This window comes from Streptococcus parasanguinis, from assembly GCF_016648925.1.
GTDB lineage: Bacteria > Bacillota > Bacilli > Lactobacillales > Streptococcaceae > Streptococcus.
Genome location: NZ_JACLQX010000001.1, coordinates 94,175 through 111,319, shown reverse-complemented (window position 1 = coordinate 111,319; position 17,145 = coordinate 94,175). Strand labels below are relative to the sequence as shown.

The 17,145-nt window shown below is 43.0% G+C and carries 14 protein-coding genes; 8 read left to right on the top strand and 6 right to left on the bottom strand.

Features of this window, described 5'->3' with window-relative positions; genetic code table 11:
• Positions 1-4: 4 nt before the first annotated feature.
• Both H7T97_RS00485 and H7T97_RS00480 read right to left on the bottom strand, forming a co-directional pair.
• Positions 5-847: a metal ABC transporter permease gene (locus H7T97_RS00485; RefSeq protein WP_003004302.1), complete on the bottom strand. Its 843-nt coding sequence runs from the start codon at positions 845-847 to the stop codon at positions 5-7.
• Positions 844-1,566 carry a metal ABC transporter ATP-binding protein gene (locus H7T97_RS00480; RefSeq protein ID WP_049473923.1) on the bottom strand — a complete coding sequence of 241 codons (723 nt, stop codon included), beginning with the start codon at positions 1,564-1,566 and terminating at the stop codon, positions 844-846. Before H7T97_RS00480 ends, H7T97_RS00485 begins: the two co-directional genes overlap by 4 nt.
• A 192-nt stretch (positions 1,567-1,758) precedes the next feature.
• Here H7T97_RS00480 and H7T97_RS00475 point away from each other — a divergent pair, with 192 nt between their 5' ends.
• Positions 1,759-3,654: a M13 family metallopeptidase gene (locus H7T97_RS00475; protein WP_155200304.1), complete on the top strand. Its 1,896-nt coding sequence runs from the start codon at positions 1,759-1,761 to the stop codon at positions 3,652-3,654.
• 521 nt (positions 3,655-4,175) lie between these two features.
• Positions 4,176-5,267, top strand: coding sequence for a glycerol dehydrogenase (locus H7T97_RS00470; protein ID WP_061591484.1), 1,092 nt, complete (start codon positions 4,176-4,178; stop codon positions 5,265-5,267).
• A 58-nt stretch (positions 5,268-5,325) separates the two neighbouring features.
• On the opposite strand, the gene H7T97_RS00465 is transcribed toward H7T97_RS00470, so the two are convergent.
• Positions 5,326-6,648, bottom strand: a complete 1,323-nt coding sequence (locus tag H7T97_RS00465; protein WP_201088951.1) for a DUF1958 domain-containing protein — start codon at positions 6,646-6,648, stop codon at positions 5,326-5,328.
• A gap of 144 nt (positions 6,649-6,792) precedes the next feature.
• Here H7T97_RS00465 and H7T97_RS00460 point away from each other — a divergent pair, with 144 nt between their 5' ends.
• From H7T97_RS00460 to H7T97_RS00440, 5 genes are all read left to right on the top strand, one after another.
• Positions 6,793-8,772: a peptide ABC transporter substrate-binding protein gene (locus H7T97_RS00460; RefSeq protein WP_061455725.1), complete on the top strand. Its 1,980-nt coding sequence runs from the start codon at positions 6,793-6,795 to the stop codon at positions 8,770-8,772.
• Positions 8,773-8,895: 123 nt separating this feature from the next.
• The gene (leuS, locus tag H7T97_RS00455; RefSeq protein WP_155200303.1) at positions 8,896-11,397 is read left to right on the top strand and encodes a leucine--tRNA ligase; all 2,502 of its coding nucleotides are present in this window, start codon (positions 8,896-8,898) and stop codon (positions 11,395-11,397) included.
• Between the two features lie 182 nt (positions 11,398-11,579).
• The gene (locus tag H7T97_RS00450; protein WP_061591274.1) at positions 11,580-12,035 is read left to right on the top strand and encodes a MarR family transcriptional regulator; all 456 of its coding nucleotides are present in this window, start codon (positions 11,580-11,582) and stop codon (positions 12,033-12,035) included.
• Positions 12,036-12,092: 57 nt separating this feature from the next.
• Positions 12,093-13,325 (top strand): acyl-CoA thioesterase/BAAT N-terminal domain-containing protein, encoded by a 1,233-nt coding sequence (locus H7T97_RS00445; protein WP_061591275.1) that lies wholly within the window; start codon positions 12,093-12,095, stop codon positions 13,323-13,325.
• Positions 13,326-13,466: 141 nt separating this feature from the next.
• The gene (locus H7T97_RS00440; protein WP_061591276.1) at positions 13,467-13,880 is read left to right on the top strand and encodes a YjdF family protein; all 414 of its coding nucleotides are present in this window, start codon (positions 13,467-13,469) and stop codon (positions 13,878-13,880) included.
• 54 nt (positions 13,881-13,934) lie between these two features.
• On the opposite strand, the gene H7T97_RS00435 is transcribed toward H7T97_RS00440, so the two are convergent.
• Genes H7T97_RS00435 through cbiM form a run of 3 tightly spaced genes read right to left on the bottom strand, consistent with a single transcriptional unit; the run spans position 13,935 to position 16,437 of the window.
• The gene (locus tag H7T97_RS00435; RefSeq protein ID WP_049474416.1) at positions 13,935-14,660 is read right to left on the bottom strand and encodes an energy-coupling factor ABC transporter ATP-binding protein; all 726 of its coding nucleotides are present in this window, start codon (positions 14,658-14,660) and stop codon (positions 13,935-13,937) included.
• 12 nt (positions 14,661-14,672) lie between these two features.
• Positions 14,673-15,461, bottom strand: a complete 789-nt coding sequence (locus H7T97_RS00430; RefSeq protein ID WP_061591277.1) for an energy-coupling factor transporter transmembrane component T — start codon at positions 15,459-15,461, stop codon at positions 14,673-14,675.
• Entirely contained in the window at positions 15,454-16,437 is a 984-nt protein-coding gene (cbiM, locus tag H7T97_RS00425; RefSeq protein ID WP_061591278.1) for a cobalt transporter CbiM, read from the bottom strand. Before cbiM ends, H7T97_RS00430 begins: the two co-directional genes overlap by 8 nt.
• Before the next feature lie 256 nt (positions 16,438-16,693).
• Here cbiM and H7T97_RS00420 point away from each other — a divergent pair, with 256 nt between their 5' ends.
• Positions 16,694-17,143 (top strand): MarR family winged helix-turn-helix transcriptional regulator, encoded by a 450-nt coding sequence (locus tag H7T97_RS00420; RefSeq protein WP_061591279.1) that lies wholly within the window; start codon positions 16,694-16,696, stop codon positions 17,141-17,143.
• The last annotated feature ends 2 nt before the right edge of the window (positions 17,144-17,145 follow it).

The following is a 17,145-nucleotide window of genomic DNA, read 5'->3' as shown; positions in this document are numbered from 1 at the left end:
TCCTTTAATGAGATGAAAGAGCGTGCTTATTCTTTCTCTGCTTAGGAGCGATAAAGAAGCTGATGAGAAAGAAGACAGCAGAAGTGAGGACAATACAAGACCCGACGGCGATGTTTAAGCTATAGCCAATAAAGAGTCCCAGGATGGATGCAAGAGCACCTAATCCGGATGAAAGGAGCATCATGGACCAGAGACTATTGGTATAGAGATAGGCCGTCGCAGCGGGTGTAATGAGCATGGCGACGATGAGAATGGTTCCGACACTCTGCATAGCAGTGACAGAAACCAAGGTCAAGAGCACCATAAGGAGGTAGTGATAGACCTTGACCCGGACGCCCATGGATTGAGCCAGAACAGGATCAAAAGATGTGAGCAGTAAGGGTCGAAAGAGTAGGACAATCACCAGCAAGACCGCAGCACCAACACCGATGGTTATCCACATATCCCGGTCTTGGACGGCCAAGATATTCCCAAAGAGGATGTGGAAAAGGTCGGTGGAACTTTTAGCGACTCCAATCAGGATGACTCCTAAGGCGAGGAAAGAAGAAAAGGTAATCCCAATTGCAGTGTCGCTCTTGATGATGGAGTTGCTCTTGATATAGGTGATAAGGACGGACGCCAGGAGGCCAAAGACAATAGCGCCAATAAAGAAATTGATGCCTAGGATAAAGGAGAGAGCCACACCAGGAAGAACTGCGTGTGAGATAGCGTCTCCCATGAGAGACATGCCTCTTAAAATAATGAAGCATCCAACGGCTCCAGCGACAATCCCGATGGCGATGGCTGTGATCAGGGCATTCTGTAAGAAGTGGAATTGCTGTAATCCATCGATAAATTCTGTAATCATCCGACGCCACCTCCTATAAAGAGTTCATGCCCATAGGCTGCATGCAGATTTTCTTTGGTAAAGGTTTCCTCTGTTTTCCCAAATGCAATCAGTTTACGATGAAGGAGGAGGACCTGGTCGAAATAAGCTGGGACCTTGCTGAGGTCGTGATGGACGATCAGAATGGTCTTGCCTTCTTGTTTCAAGGTCTGGAGGGTCTGCATGATGATGTCTTCGCTGACAGAGTCAATCCCTGCGAAGGGCTCATCCAAAAAAATGACATCCGCTTCTTGGACCAAGCAGCGGGCGATCAGCACCCGTTGGAATTGCCCTCCTGAAAGCTGGCCGATCTGGCGATCCGCTAGATCAAGAAGATTGACAAGTTTCAAGGCATTTTCCACTTTTTGGAGATCTTCTTTGCTTTTTCTCTTGAAGATAGAAAGGTGGGGATAAAGACCCAGTGAGATGCACTCCCGCACCGTGATGGGGAAGTGGAAATCAATAGCGGATTTCTGTTCGACGTAGGCCACTCGTTGAAGAGCTTGGCCGAGATCTTTTTGATCGAGCAGGACCTTTCCCGCATGAGGGAGAAGTCCTAGCATGGCCTTGATTAGGGTTGATTTTCCAGCCCCATTGGGGCCAAGAATGCCTAGGATGGTTGGACCCTGGATGGTGAGGGAAAGATCCTCCAAGGCCAGTGTTTGCTGGTAAGCAACACTGAGATGTTCAATTTGAATCATGATTTTGCTCCTTTACCATTAATATACATGAATAAAAAAATTAAGTCAAGTTAATTTTTGAAATAATTATACACGAATAAAAAGTTAAGTCAAGTTAATTTTTAAAATAATTCAACTTAAATCTCTTGAAATCATTGAAAAAAGTTCCTATTTTTGATAAGGTTATTAGAAAAGAATGAAAGCGAGAAGATCATGGTACGTTTACAAGATGATTTTTATGATTACGTCAATGGGGAATGGGCTGAGACAGCTGTGATTCCTGATGACAAACCGTCAACTGGTGGTTTTATGGACTTGATCCAAGATATCGAAAACTTGATGTTGGATATCACTGGAAAATGGCAACGGGGAGAAGAGCTGCCTGAAGACAGCATTCTGCAAAACTTCGTCAAATACCACAAAATGGTGGCAGATTTTGATGCGCGAGAAGCAGCCGGTGTCGCTCCAGCTATGCCTTTGATCAATGAAATTAAGGCTCTGTCTTCTTTTGAAGACTATACCAGCAAGTTGGGTACCTATGAACTAGCTGGCAAACCAAATCTCATGCCATTTAGCGTGTCACCAGACTATATGAATGCTCAAATGAATGTCTTGTGGGGAGAAGCGCCGGCTCATATCTTGCCAGATACGACCTACTATGAAGAAGGCAACGAAAAAGGACCAGAATTGCTGGCTATCTGGCGCCAAATGATGGAAAAACTCTTACCTAAATTTGAATTCTCAGAGGCAGAAATCAAAGATATCCTGGATAAGGTCATTGCGTCGGATGCAGAATTGGCCAAATATATCTTGTCAAATGAAGAAAGATCCGAGTACAACAAACTCTACCATCCTTATGAGTGGGCAGATTTCAAGGCCTTGGTTCCAGAATTGCCACTCGATACTTTCTTTACAGAAGTGATCGGACAAACTCCGGATAAAATCATCGTTCCAGAAGAGCGTTTCTGGAAGGAATTCGCACCAACATTCTATTCAGCAGCCAACTGGGAAACTATTCATGCAAGATTGAAACTCGGTGCAGCCGTAGATTGGACTTTATTCTTGACCGAAGAAATCCGTGTCTTGGCTGGTGAATATAGTCGTACGATTGCAGGTGTTCCAGAACCTCGTCCAAAAGAAAAGGCGGCCTTGTCATTAGCAGAAGTACCATATAGCCAAGCGCTTGGACTCTGGTATGCGGGAGAAAAATTTTCACCAGAAGCAAAAGCAGATGTAGAGCATAAAGTAGCGACCATGATTGACGTCTACAAGGAGCGCTTAGAAAAAGCAGACTGGCTCGCTCCTGAAACTCGTGAAAAAGCCATTGTCAAACTCAATGTCATCACACCACATATCGGCTACCCTGAAAAATTACCAGAAACATACGCCAAAAAGATCATCGACGAAAGCAAGACCTTGGTTGAAAATGCTCAAGCCCTTTACGAAATTTCCATTGCCCATACTTGGAGCAAGTGGAACCAACCGGTTGATCGAAGCGAATGGCACATGCCAGCCCACCTGGTCAATGCCTACTATGATCCGCAACAGAACCAAATCGTCTTCCCAGCAGCGATTTTACAAGCCCCTTTCTATGACCTTCACCAATCATCATCAGCCAACTACGGCGGAATCGGTGCAGTCATTGCCCATGAAATCTCCCACGCCTTTGACACCAATGGTGCTTCCTTTGATGAGCACGGTAGCTTGAAAGACTGGTGGAAGCCAGAAGATTACGAAGCCTTTACCGCTCGGACTCAAAAAGTCATCGATCAGTTTGAAGGACAAGACTCTTACGGTGCCAAGATCAACGGGAAATTGACCGTTTCTGAAAACGTAGCAGACCTCGGTGGTATCGCTGCAGCCCTTGAAGCCGCTAAGAAAGAGGAAGATTTCTCAGCAGAAGAATTCTTCACCAACTTTGCTCGCATCTGGCGCATGAAAGCTCGGACAGAGTACATGCAACTCCTCGCAAGTGTCGATGTCCATGCACCAGGAAAACTTCGCACCAATGTCCAATTACCAAACTTTGACGAATTCTTTGAAACCTTTGATGTCAAAGAAGGCGACGGCATGTGGCGCGCACCAGAGGATCGTGTGATTATTTGGTAAACTAAGATAGGAGAGACGATTCGGTTTACCGAAACTTCCTGCAGAAAAATAGGAAATCAATGCCGCATTCCCTGAATGCCAATTGATTTATCTTTTTTCCAAAGGAAGTAGTCTCGACTTCAGTTAAGCAATTGATTGATTTTCTTGACCATGTGGGCCATGCCCACCAGGCAATCTCTCTTTTTCTCGACGCTTTTAGGGCGAGTTCAATTTCGCGATACTCGTTTCGTTGATCAAAGTAAGTAGTCTCAACTTCAGTTAAGCGATTGATTTTCTTGATCGCTCGTGAAAAAAATAAAAATCCCCAAAGTCAAGTTTCAACCTACTGAAACTAGCTTTGGGGATTTTTGAGTGGATTAGAAATCATAAGAGAAATCAAATAATCAAATAATAATGAAGCGTTTTCAATGGCTGCCTGAACAGATAAATTTAATTGAGTGGAGCCTTGTATAATTCTTTGAATTTCATAGAAATAAATGCTACTATAGGTGTGAACTAAATAAATTTTAAAGGAGCAGACTATGAGAAATTTTGCAAGTCCGTCACGTTACATTCAAGGTGAGAATGCCTTATTTGAAAATGCGCAATCTATTTCAGAATTAGGGAATCACCCTGTTTTGCTATGTGATTCAGTGGTCTATGATATCGTAGGGAAGCGTTTTGAAGAATACCTTGGTCAAAATGGGCTCACGGTTTTGCCAGTCTTCTTCAATGGAGAAGCTTCTGATAACGAAATCAATCGTGTGGTTAGTTTGGCAGAAGAAAATGGCTGTGATTTGGTCATTGGACTTGGTGGAGGAAAGACCATCGATAGTGCGAAAGCTATTGCCGATCTTTTAAAATCACCAGTTGTGATTGCTCCTACCATTGCCTCTACAGATGCTCCCGTTTCCGCTTTGTCAGTTATCTACACGGATGAAGGTGCCTTTGCTCGCTATATTTTCTATTCTAAAAACCCAGAATTGGTCTTGGTGGATAGCAAAGTCATCTCTCAAGCACCAAAACGTTTGCTCGCTTCTGGTATCGCAGATGGATTAGCGACTTGGGTCGAAGCGCGTGCGGTAATGCAAGCCAATGGAAAAACCATGTTGGGTCAACGACAAACCTTAGCGGGTGTCGCCATTGCACAACGTTGTGAAGAAACCTTATTTGCAGACGGTCTTCAAGCCATGGCTGCTTGTGAAGCCAAAGTCGTAACCCCTGCTCTTGAAAACATTATTGAAGCTAATACCCTTCTCAGTGGGATTGGATTTGAAAGTGGGGGATTAGCAGCTGCCCATGCCATCCATAATGGCTTTACTGCCCTTACTGGGGACATCCACCATTTGACTCATGGTGAAAAAGTAGCCTATGGAACCTTGGTTCAATTGTTCTTGGAAAACCGTCCGAAGGAAGAATTGAACAAATACATTCGTTTCTATCAACAAATCGGTATGCCAACCACTCTGAAAGAAATGCATCTTGAAACTGCAAGTTATGAAGATCTTCTCAAGGTTGGCCAACAGGCCACCATCGAAGGAGAAACCATCCATCAAATGCCATTTGAAGTGAAGGCTTCTGATATTGCCCAAGCCATCGTAGCAGTAGATGCCTACGTTCAAGGTTTGGCCTAAGATGGCTTTGTCGACAAACCAAGAACTCCCATACCTTATGGTAATGGGAGTTCTTTTCCTATTTTCTTCTTTTTGGATCGGTTTGTTTAAAGATCAGGTATAAAATTCCGGCAGGCAAGAAGCAGAAGAGCCACATAACATCGAGTCCCTTGCTTTTACTGCTAGAGGTCGTTGCTTTAGACTCACTGACGGCCACTCCCGGTTTAATGCTTGGAGATACCTGTTGCAAGCCGTTTTGGACGACTAGGCGGTTATTTTCTAGTTTTAGCGCTGGCTTCGTTCCCTTCTTAACAGTCGCATAGAAGTCTTGCTTCAGCTGAATGGTCTTCCCGTCGATGGTATGTTCCCCTGCAGAGAGGACTTTTTTATACTGGTAGTCTGCGAACATTTTCTCAGCCAAGGTATTCCCGATTTGATTGCGGTAACTTTCGGCGATCTCGACATCATAGTTCCCAACCCCCAAAATGACTTCGATAATCCGCTGTTTCCCCCGCTTGGTAGTCGCGGTGTAGTTGTAGTCAGCAGTCGGGCTAGATCCAGTTTTGAGTCCATCTGTTCCTTTAAGGGCGAATTTTCCACCTTCGAGCGAAGTATTGTAGTTATCGTAGCTTTGCTCGTAGGGGGTTCCTTCCATGATCGTAGTGTGAGCTTGCTTGGTGTATTCCAACATTTCTGGCAGGTCGTTTACGATGTGATAAGCCAGAATAGACATGTCCCGCGCTGTGATTTCGTTATTCGCATTGACATCGTAGCGCTGAGGGTTGTAGTAGCCCTGAAGCACCGAGATCATCGCTCCATTTGGATTGTGCCATTTGGTATGGCTCATCCCCATTTCTTGTGCGTACTGATTCATTAAGTCCAAAAACTTATCGGGATCATTGTCAGTGACGGCGTTGGCGAGCATAATCACGGCTGCGCTAGAAGAAGGAACAAAGAGCATCTTGATCAATTCAGATACTTTGTAGTCTACACCAGCTACAATAGGTGAGTTACTTAACAGATTGTTTTCCGAGATGGCTTGGTCTGCCTCTGTTGCTGTGACCACGGTATCGTACTTGATCTTGCCTTCCTTAAGGGCCCGAAAGACCACATAGGCACTCATGAGTTTGGCCATGCTTCCGGAGTCCCGGACCGTGTCGATATTGTCTCCGTACAAAATGGCTCCAGTATTGGCGTCGATGACGATGTCAGCTTTAGGCTTGTAAAAATCGTCCAATACCAGTCCAGCATCAGCTGCGATTTTCATGACATCTTCTTGCTGGTAGATGTCATCCGCAAAGGCAGTGGAAATAGGGCCTAATGTCAAGACTCCTACAAGGAGGGACAAGAGGCTGCGTTTAAGTCGTTTGTGTAAATGTCTCCCGTTATTCATAAATTCCATTATATCATACAGGTTAGGGATTAAAACGGAAAAAATTCTAGAAAAAGAAAAAAGAGAAGAATTTCGCAGTAAAAGCGTTTACATTTCCCTGGAAAGTGCTATAATTTAAATTGAATATAACATTTTTACAATGAGGTGAATTATATGAACAAAGGAAAGGTACTCTTAGCTACCAGCGCTCTGCTTTTATCGGCTGGTGTCCTAGTAGCTTGCTCAGGTGGAAAATCTGGAAGCTCCGGCGGACAGACGTATAGCTATGTCTATACCCAGGATCCAGATACGCTCGACTATTCGATTTCCAATAAAAAATCGACTTCCGAGTTTACAGGAAATGCGGTAGATGGATTATTGGAAGTAGACAAGTATGGGAACTTAATCCCATCACTTGCTAAAGACTGGACTGTTTCCAAAGACGGCTTGACCTATACTTATAAACTCCGCAAAGGGGTCAAATGGATGACTTCTGAAGGGGAAGAATATGGAGGAGAGGTTAAGGCCCAAGACTTTGTGACAGGTCTCAAGCACGCGGCAGATAAGAAATCACAAGCGATTTACTTGGTCCAAAAATCTGTCAAAGGCTTGGATGACTATGTTTCAGGGAAAACATCTGATTTCTCAACCGTTGGTGTGAAAGCGATTGATGATTATACCGTTCAATATACCTTGAGCCAACCAGAAAGCTTCTGGAATTCCAAGACTACGATGGGGATCCTGATGCCAGTCAATGAAGAATTCCTGAAATCTAAAGGGGATGACTATGGTCAAGGAACTTCTCCGTCTAGTATCCTTTACTGCGGACCTTATTTGATCAAATCCATTACTTCGAAATCTTCTGCGATATTAGAAAAAAATCCAACCTACTGGGATGCGGAAAATGTCAAGATCAGTAAAGTCAAACTGACCTATTATGATGGTCAAGACTCCGAGTCTCTGATCCGTGGATTTGATAACGGTGACTATACAGTTGCCCGTGTTTTCCCAAATGGTTCCAACTATAAGAGTGTAGAGAAGAAGCATAAGGACGACATCGTCTATACTGACCAAGGTTCCTCAACCTATAACCTTTCCTTCAACATTGACCGTCAGGCCTATGAAATCACAAAGAAGACCACGGATGCTCAAAAGGCCTCTACCAAGAAAGCAATCTTGAACAAGGACTTCCGTCAAGCCATTATGTTTGCCTTCAACCGCAAGGCTTATGTAGCGCAAACTAACGGGGAAGCGGGTGCCAATAAGGTGATCCGTAATACCTTTACGCCACCAAACTTTGTCCAAATCGATGGCAAACAATTTGGTGATGCAGTAGAAAAAGACTTAGAAGCTTATGGGGATGAATGGAAAGGGGTCTCTGTCGCAGATGGAAAAGACACCCTCTACAATCCAAGCAAGGCCAAAGAAGAGTTTGCCAAAGCTAAGGCAGACTTGCAGGCTCAAGGAGTTGAATTCCCAATTCATTTAGACCTTCCAACTTCTTCGACTTATACGGAAGGAATCAAACAAGCCCAATCCTTCAAACAGTCGATTGAATCTACATTGGGAGCAGAAAATATTGTCATCGATCTGAATATGGTTTCTGAGGATGATCTTCAACGAGTGACTTACTTTGCTGAAAATGCTTCCCAACAAGACTGGGATCTAAACAATAACTTGGGCTGGGGACCAGACTATACGGACCCATCTTCTTACATCGACATCACCAGTGGTAAATCTGGTGAAAATGCCAATTCTTACTTTGGATTCGATGCTGGTACGGATAATGCGGCGGCAAAAGCAGCTGGCTTTGATGAGTACAATCAATTAATTGAAGACGCTCAAAAAGAAAACACAGATGTCAACAAGCGTTATGAAAAATATGCTGCGGCTCAAGCTTGGTTGACCGATAGTGCCCTCTTGATTCCGATTCATTCGGATGGAGCTTCTCCAGTCGTTCGTAAGACTGTACCATACTCTGCAGCCTTTGCTTGGACCGGCCACAAGGGTCAAACCTTTAACTATAAGTATTTAGAAGTTCAAGACAAGGTCGTAGCGGCGAAAGACTACGACAAAGCGCGTGAACAATGGAAGAAAGAAAAAGAAGAATCCAATAAAAAAGCGCAAAAAGAACTTGAAAAGCATGTGAAATAGACTTTTCTTAGCGAAAACAGGATGGACAGGTCCCGTATGGGACCTGTCTTTTTCTTTATCTGATCCTTTAAAAATCCCCTAAAAATGGTATAATAGGAGCATCACGAAAATTGGAGAGACGCTATGAGTTTTTACGATCATAAAGAAATCGAGCCTAAGTGGCAAAAATACTGGGCTGACCATCACACTTTTAAGACAGGAACAGATGCTTCAAAACCGAAGTTTTATGCATTGGACATGTTCCCTTACCCATCCGGAGCGGGTCTACACGTAGGACATCCAGAAGGCTACACAGCAACAGATATCCTTAGCCGTTTCAAACGTGCGCAAGGCTACAATGTCCTTCACCCAATGGGATGGGATGCCTTTGGTTTGCCTGCAGAGCAATACGCTATGGATACAGGGAATGACCCAGCGGAATTCACAGCAGAAAACATTGCCAACTTCAAACGCCAAATCAATGCGCTTGGCTTCTCTTACGACTGGGACCGTGAAGTCAATACGACAGATCCGAACTACTACAAGTGGACGCAATGGATTTTCACTAAGCTTTACGAAAAAGGCTTAGCTTATGAAGCGGAAGTGCCAGTAAACTGGGTGGAAGAATTGGGTACAGCTATCGCCAACGAAGAAGTTCTTCCAGATGGAACATCTGAGCGTGGGGGCTATCCAGTTGTTCGCAAACCAATGCGCCAATGGATGCTTAAAATCACGGCCTATGCAGAGCGCTTGCTCAACGATTTGGATGATCTAGATTGGCCAGAGTCTATCAAGGACATGCAACGCAACTGGATTGGTAAATCAACTGGTGCCAATGTCACTTTCAAGGTGAAAGGAACTGACAAGGAATTCACCGTCTTTACGACACGTCCGGATACCCTTTTCGGAGCGACCTTCACTGTTTTGGCGCCTGAGCATGAACTAGTAGATGCCATCACGACACCTGAACAAGCTGAGGCTGTAGCGGACTACAAACACCAAGCCAGCCTCAAGTCAGACTTGGCTCGTACAGACCTTGCTAAGGAAAAAACAGGAGTTTGGACTGGTGCTTATGCTATCAACCCTGTAAACGGCAAAGAAATTTCAATCTGGATTGCCGACTATGTTCTTTCTAGTTACGGAACAGGTGCTGTTATGGCTGTGCCTGCCCATGACCAACGTGACTGGGAATTTGCCAAACAGTTTGGCCTTCCAATCGTAGAAGTGCTGGAAGGTGGAAATGTAGCTGAAGCTGCTTACACAGAAGATGGACTTCACGTCAACTCAGATTTCTTGAACGGCCTCAATAAAGAAGAAGCGATTGCTAAAATCGTGGCTTGGTTGGAAGAAAAAGGCTATGGTCAAGAGAAAGTTACCTACCGTCTCCGTGACTGGCTCTTTAGCCGTCAACGTTACTGGGGTGAACCAATCCCAATCATTCATTGGGAAGACGGCACTTCAACAGCTGTTCCAGAAAGTGACCTCCCACTTGTCTTGCCAGTAACTAAGGACATCCGCCCTTCAGGTACTGGGGAAAGCCCACTAGCTAACTTGACCGACTGGCTGGAAGTGACTCGTGAAGATGGCGTCAAAGGTCGTCGTGAAACCAATACGATGCCACAATGGGCCGGTTCAAGTTGGTACTACCTCCGCTATATCGATCCACACAACACAGAGAAATTGGCTGATGAGGACCTCCTCAAACAATGGCTACCAGTAGATATCTACGTGGGTGGTGCAGAACACGCCGTGCTTCACTTGCTTTACGCTCGTTTCTGGCATAAATTCCTCTATGATATCGGTGTTGTTCCAACCAAAGAACCGTTCCAAAAACTCTTTAACCAAGGAATGATCTTGGGAACCAGCTACCGTGACCACCGTGGGGCTCTTGTAGCGACTGACAAGGTTGAAAAACGTGATGGTTCCTTCTTCCATGTGGAAACAGGAGAAGAATTGGAGCAAGCACCAGCTAAGATGTCTAAATCCCTCAAGAACGTGGTCAACCCAGACGATGTGGTGGAACAATACGGTGCTGATACCCTTCGTGTCTATGAAATGTTCATGGGGCCACTCGATGCTTCTATCGCTTGGTCTGAAGAAGGATTGGAAGGAAGCCGTAAATTCCTTGACCGTGTTTACCGTTTGATCACAAGTAAAGAAATCGTTGCAGAAAACAATGGTGCTCTTGACAAGGTTTATAACGAAACCGTTAAAGCTGTCACAGAGCAAATCGAGTCCATGAAATTCAACACAGCCATTGCCCAGCTCATGGTCTTTGTCAACGCGGCTAACAAGGAAGATAAACTCTATGCGGATTACGCCAAAGGCTTTATCCAATTGATTGCTCCATTTGCCCCTCACTTGGCAGAAGAACTCTGGCAAACAGTGGCAGCAACAGGTGAGTCAATCTCTTACGTAGCTTGGCCAACATGGGACGAAAGCAAATTGGTTGAAGACGAAATCGAAATCGTTGTTCAAATCAAAGGTAAAGTCCGTGCTAAACTCATGGTCGCAAAAGACCTTTCTCGCGAAGAATTGCAAGAAGTCGCTCTGGCTGACGACAAAGTCAAAGCAGAGATTGATGGCAAAGAAATTGTGAAAGTGATTGCGGTACCAAATAAATTGGTTAATATTGTTGTAAAATAACCAATTTATTTGCTGATTTCCAACCTCAAACAGTTTCCCAAACTGTTTGAGCCAACCAAGCTTGTAAATATCGTAACGAAATAAATTTAAAAGTCCTTCAGAGCTAAGTTCTGGAGGATTTTTGACTCTTCTTGACAAGAAAACGATATTTTGTTAATATCATTAACAAAAAGAAGGAAGCTATGAATAAGAAAGAACTGCATAAGTTTAATAATCGTTTTAACAGCTTTATTTTAGACTTTGAACGGTTGAAAAAGGATCAGCATAGGAATAGTATTGATAAATCAATCACTATTAATGAAGTCCATTTGATTGATCTAATAGGTCGGAATCAGCCTGTGAATCTAGTGAAATTATCTGAGTTACTTGAAGTATCAAGGAGCGCTATTACTCAGAGTGTTAGACGTTTAACCAAGAAAGACCTCGTTACTTTTGAATTTGTACAGGATAATGAAAAAAATAAATATCTGATATTATCCAAAAAAGGGGTTGAAGTTTTTAACATCCATAAAGAGCAGCAAGAACATATTGAAAAAGCCATTTTTTCAGTTTTAAGAAACTATAGTGATGAGGACCTTCAAATGGTTATGAAACTGATGGATGATGTTGAACAGGTATGGCGAGAATTACCGTGGTAAAAATCACGGTAATTTTAAAACTACATTGTTAATCACATTAACAAAAAAGAGGAAGATATGAATATACAAATTGAACTGATCTCAGAGTCTGAGTTAGCAGACGAATCTTTTAATATTGTCATCAATGGCTTAAAACCAAGAGAAACATATCGAGTCGAGATGTACCTAACTGATTATTATTGTATCAATGCTCCTATGCTTTTAGCTCATAATGTTTTATGGAAATCAACAGCGACTTTTGTATCAGATAAGAATGGTATTATTGATATTTCACAAACTCCATCTTGTTCTGGCTCTTATGAAGATATTGCAACAATGGGGTTATTCTTTAATGCTAAGCCCTTGACCAATAGGAAAAAGAAACTTCCAAACTCTCTTTCTAAAATTCCCTTATTAGATCACTTTTTTGTGGAAATCAAAATTATACAAGGTAATACTGTCGTCGCAGAGAGAACTTTCACAAGACATTACATGAGTTTGCAAATTAGTCATCAAGATATTTACGGGAAACATTTTCAAGGGAGACTCTTTTATGATCAAAAGGCAATAAAAGCACCAGCATTGATTATTGTGAGCGGTAGTGAAGGAAGGATTGAAAAGGCACAGAATATAGCTCAGCTTCTATCTTCTAGAGGTTATATTTGCCTAGCAGTTGCCTACTTTGGTTTAGAGGGGTTGCCAAAACATTTGGAACGTATTCCTTTAGAGTGCCTTGTGGAAGCAAAGGATTATCTACGTCAGCATCATCAAGTAGATAGTGAAAGAATTGGAATCTATGGACGTTCTAAGGGAGCAGAGTTAGTTTTAGCTGAGGAGAACATTTTTAATGACGTTCAATGTTTGGTACTAAATTCACCCTCTGATGTGGTGTATGAAGGGATAAAAGGGAAATGGAACTCCCATACTTCTTCTTGGACGTATTTGCAAAAGGAACTTACCTATCAAAAGTTTCGACTGAGAGATTATCTGTTTAGCAAACTTTTTAGAAAACCTATCCCTAAAGATCGCTCTGCTAGGATAGACATTAGTAGACTCTCTTCGCCAATCTTATTGCTCGGAAGTACTGTTGATGAAATATGGGATGCCTCGTCAGCAATAGCCAATATTGTCTCACATTATAAAGGCCACCACATTACATTTAAAAAATACCATGAAATAGGTCACATGTTGACAGTGGCTTATCAACCCAATCATCGCTATCGAAAAGATTGGCGTTTATTGATGAAAGAGAGTGAGGATTCTTGGTTGGCTACGATTCATTTTTTTGATAGGCATTTGAAGAAGCAATAACATAAGATTATAAATATGCTATAATAGTCCCAACTAAGATAAAAACACAGTTCTGGTTGGTAGTCCAGACGTAGGCAAGCCTATCAGTAACCTTCCTCCTTGGTTGTCCATTCTTAGGGATAGATTTAAGGAGGTGCTGTCGTGGAAACAATTTCAATTGGATTGACAGTTTATTTTGAAGATGGATTTTGGCATGGTTTGTTCGAACAAGTGTATCGAGAAACTTATCAAGTTTGTCGTGTGACATTTGGTCAGGAGCCAAAAGATGATGAAATTTTAGAGATCTTACAGACTCAGTTTACTCATTTATCTTTTAGTCCAGAAGCTACAGTTAAGCAACATGTAAAAATCAAGAATCCTAAACGATTACAGCGAGCTGTGAAGAAACAAGTAAAGAAGAAAATTTCTTCCAAGTCGAAAGAACTATTGCAGTTGCAGTATGAGGAAAGGAAAAAGATTTCAAAACATCAATCTAGTGTCCAAAAGCAATTGCTCAAACAAGAGAAATTTGAACGCAAACAGCAAAAACGAAGGGAGAAGCGTAAAGGACATTAACCCTTATCTCTCTCATCAAAAAAGCTTCGGTAGGAAGAACCTTACCGAGGCTTTTTAACATGTTGAAAACGATTGTTGAATATCTGGATGATTTTCCCAATCAGCTCGATTGTAGCTTCCTGTAATAGTGTGCTCTTCAGAAAAGAGCAGAACCCGTTCCACAATCGGAGCGATTTGCTCGAAATGGTGGGAGGAAATAACAATCGTTTTTCCTGCTGTTTTGAGTTCTTGCAACAAGGCGACAATCAGCTTCTGGTATTTGGGGGAGAGGCCGTTAAAGGGCTCGTCAAAGAGCAAGAGACTAGGATTCATGGTGAGTACACTGGCGATAGCGACTAGCTTCTTTTCGCCACCAGAAAGATGGTAGGGAATGCGATCTCTTAGGTGTTCAATCTCTAGAAGACCGAGCGTATCCTTAACGCGTTGTTCGACTTCGGACTCGTCTAAGCCTAATTGACGTGGGCCAAAAGCCAGTTCATCATAGACGCTTGTATTGAACAATTGGGTATCGCTGTTTTGAAAAATGAGTCCAACCTGCTGGAAGAGTTGCCCAGCACGATGGGGATCTTTCAAGAAGTCTTTGTCAATGGTCCAATCCTTGAAGTGGTACTGACCAGACGAGAGGGGCAAGAGCCCAACCAGAATTTTAAAGAGGGTCGATTTTCCAGCTCCGTTTGGGCCCATCAAGCCCACGGTTTCCCCTTTTTGAATCTGGAGTTGAATATCGTGGACACCAGTTTCTTCGGTATAGTGGTAATTTCCATCCTGAATGGTAATCATAGGGCTTCCTTTCTAGCCAAGTAAGGTCGTGAAGGTCGTGAGAACCGCCAATTCCAATAGGAAAAAGACGTCTTCCTTCTTCCAGTGGAAGGCTTCTTTGCGCTTTGTATCCATACCATATCCTCTCAGTAACATGGCCTCGTAGACCTCTTTGGTATGGTTCTTCGTTGATAGATACAAGAGACCCAGAAGAGAGCCAAAGAGATGGAGGTTCACTTTTTGACCAACGGTCCGGAGTTGGACGCACTCAATTTGTTGGTGAAGGTGTTTTCCCAAAATATAACTATATTTCAGCGTAATATCAATGGTCTGGACAAAGGTCTTGGGGACATGTAGCTGCCTTAGGGCCTCAACCAGTTGGATGCTTGTGGTAGTGGCTAAAAAGAGAGAAATATTGAGGACAATCATCCCTGCACGTAGCAAAAAAAGCCCTCCATTTTGAAATCCTTGAAATAAGATGCTAGGCAAAATCACAATTGTGGAAATCAACAGCACCTTGAACAGGACCTTAAAGAGGTGGAGTAGGACCTCTCCAGGAAGCATGGCAATGTGCATTAACAAAAGGATGCCGATCAACCACAGTTGGATGGGATGGTGGGCAGTCGTAATGAGAATGGCTAAAATTAAGAAGGAAACGAGCCGCATCCAAGACGAAGTTTTGGCCTTGAATGCGGGCGTCGTTTGTTTCATTTTGCCAAGAAAGTGGCGCAATGTTTGAAGATTCATTTGTAAATAGTGATGGCTTTTGGATGCTTCAAGAATCGCTTGCTCTTGATGAAGCCAGTCAGGGAGTTTACGCATGAGAAGTCTTTTCTCCGTTCATTGATCGAATGATTTTACTGATGATATAGAAAATGAGAACAGCTGTAATGGCTGATAGAATATAGCCAATCGCAATTTTTGTTCCAGGAATGGTGTAATCATTGAACAAGGCTTCAAAAGAGAATCCATTTTTGATCCCTGTTGGGACTTTGCCATGAAGCAGGCTACCCAATTCTTCAGTAGACCATTCACCAAAGGCTGTCCCATCTGCGAGAAGTCCAAGTGGGCTGAGGATGATCAAAGCAAGGAGTACCCAGCGAATTTTTTTAACAAATGAAGTTGTATTGACTGTACTTGGTGTGTACAACTCTGTAGGAGCGACTTGTTTGACAAAACGGTAAATCACAACGGTGAAGAAGACTTCGACCCAACCTGCGACAAGGAGGTGAGCACCCAACATAGCAGGCACCGTGATACTCAATCCATAAGGATTATAGAGTGGCTGACCAGCTTCTGACGCGATGAGGGGTTGCAAGCCCAATTCAACACCAGCTAAGAAGGCAGCAGCATTGATCGAAAGGAAAGAACCGATAATAACGCCAAGCGTTTCCTGATGGTGCTTGCGGAACAAGTTATAAATAGCATAGCCAACAAAAGGCATCACAATGGCCATGTTGAAAATATTGGCCCCAAGAGCGAGAATGCCTCCATCTCCAAATAAGAAGGCCTGTAGGAGTAAGGCGACCGTCAGCGCTAGAGAAGCCGCATAGGGACCTATGAGAATGGCAAGAAGGGTTCCTCCGACAGCGTGAGCGGTCGTTCCACCAGGAACAGGAACATTAAACATCATCAATAAGAAGGACAAAGAAGCAGCGATCCCAAGCATCGGAGCTAGCTCTTTGTTTTCTTTTAATTGGACCTTGACTTTTTTGACAGACAAGACAATAACAGGAGCAGCAGCAACCGCTAAAACTGCACAACTTGCAGGACTAAGGTAATTATCTGGTATATGCATAACAAATTCTCCATTAGTATGATTTAATTTCGTTAACAGATTACCACATTATAAAATCAGGTGTCGTTGCAAAACGAGTCCAACATTTGTTACACTTGCTAGAAAGAGGGAGAAAAAACTAGTTTGAAGGGATAGAAAGGCTTTTTAAGGTGAATTTAGATAAAATTATTGGTTCCATATCGAAGCAGTTGACAGATGTAACGAACAGTGATACAATGGCTGTGATATTTCGATATAGAAATAAAAAGGAGACGAAATGGACAAGATGCAAGGGGGCTACCAAGCTTTACAAATACGCTTGTTAAATGGGCGTATCTTTCAAAAACTGCTGAGCAAGGAACCAGATGCCCAATACCGAAGTGAACAGGGGAAAATTTTAACGATTTTGTGGAAGCAAGAGTTGGGGTGCGCTACTGCGACCGATATCGCTCTTGCGACTGGATTAGCTAATAACACCTTGACCAGCATGGTTAAAAAATTGGAAGAACAAGGCTTGGTTACGATTCAACCTTGTACGCAGGATAAAAGGAAAAAATATATTTCTTTGACAGACCTCGGTTGGGCACAAAAGGAAATCGGAGACCGTGTCAGCAAAGAACTGGGAGAGATTTTCTATCAAGGATTTTCGGATCAAGAAATCCGAGAATTTGAGGCCTATCAAGAGCGGATTATCACAAATCTAAAAGCTAAAGAGAATGACATCTAGGG

Excerpts from the sequence above, each read along its gene's own strand:
- H7T97_RS00435 (WP_049474416.1), bottom strand. The coding sequence starts at position 14,660 with ATGATTACCATTCAGGATGGAAATTACCACTATACCGAAGAAACTGGT.
- H7T97_RS00450 (WP_061591274.1), top strand. The coding sequence starts at position 11,580 with ATGAATAAGAAAGAACTGCATAAGTTTAATAATCGTTTTAACAGCTTT.
- H7T97_RS00445 (WP_061591275.1), top strand. The coding sequence starts at position 12,093 with ATGAATATACAAATTGAACTGATCTCAGAGTCTGAGTTAGCAGACGAA.
- H7T97_RS00430 (WP_061591277.1), bottom strand. The coding sequence starts at position 15,461 with ATGCGTAAACTCCCTGACTGGCTTCATCAAGAGCAAGCGATTCTTGAA.
- H7T97_RS00420 (WP_061591279.1), top strand. The coding sequence starts at position 16,694 with ATGGACAAGATGCAAGGGGGCTACCAAGCTTTACAAATACGCTTGTTA.
- H7T97_RS00485 (WP_003004302.1), bottom strand. The coding sequence starts at position 847 with ATGATTACAGAATTTATCGATGGATTACAGCAATTCCACTTCTTACAG.
- leuS (WP_155200303.1), top strand. The coding sequence starts at position 8,896 with ATGAGTTTTTACGATCATAAAGAAATCGAGCCTAAGTGGCAAAAATAC.
- H7T97_RS00480 (WP_049473923.1), bottom strand. The coding sequence starts at position 1,566 with ATGATTCAAATTGAACATCTCAGTGTTGCTTACCAGCAAACACTGGCC.
- cbiM (WP_061591278.1), bottom strand. The coding sequence starts at position 16,437 with ATGCATATACCAGATAATTACCTTAGTCCTGCAAGTTGTGCAGTTTTA.
- H7T97_RS00460 (WP_061455725.1), top strand. The coding sequence starts at position 6,793 with ATGAACAAAGGAAAGGTACTCTTAGCTACCAGCGCTCTGCTTTTATCG.
- H7T97_RS00475 (WP_155200304.1), top strand. The coding sequence starts at position 1,759 with ATGGTACGTTTACAAGATGATTTTTATGATTACGTCAATGGGGAATGG.
- H7T97_RS00470 (WP_061591484.1), top strand. The coding sequence starts at position 4,176 with ATGAGAAATTTTGCAAGTCCGTCACGTTACATTCAAGGTGAGAATGCC.
- H7T97_RS00465 (WP_201088951.1), bottom strand. The coding sequence starts at position 6,648 with ATGGAATTTATGAATAACGGGAGACATTTACACAAACGACTTAAACGC.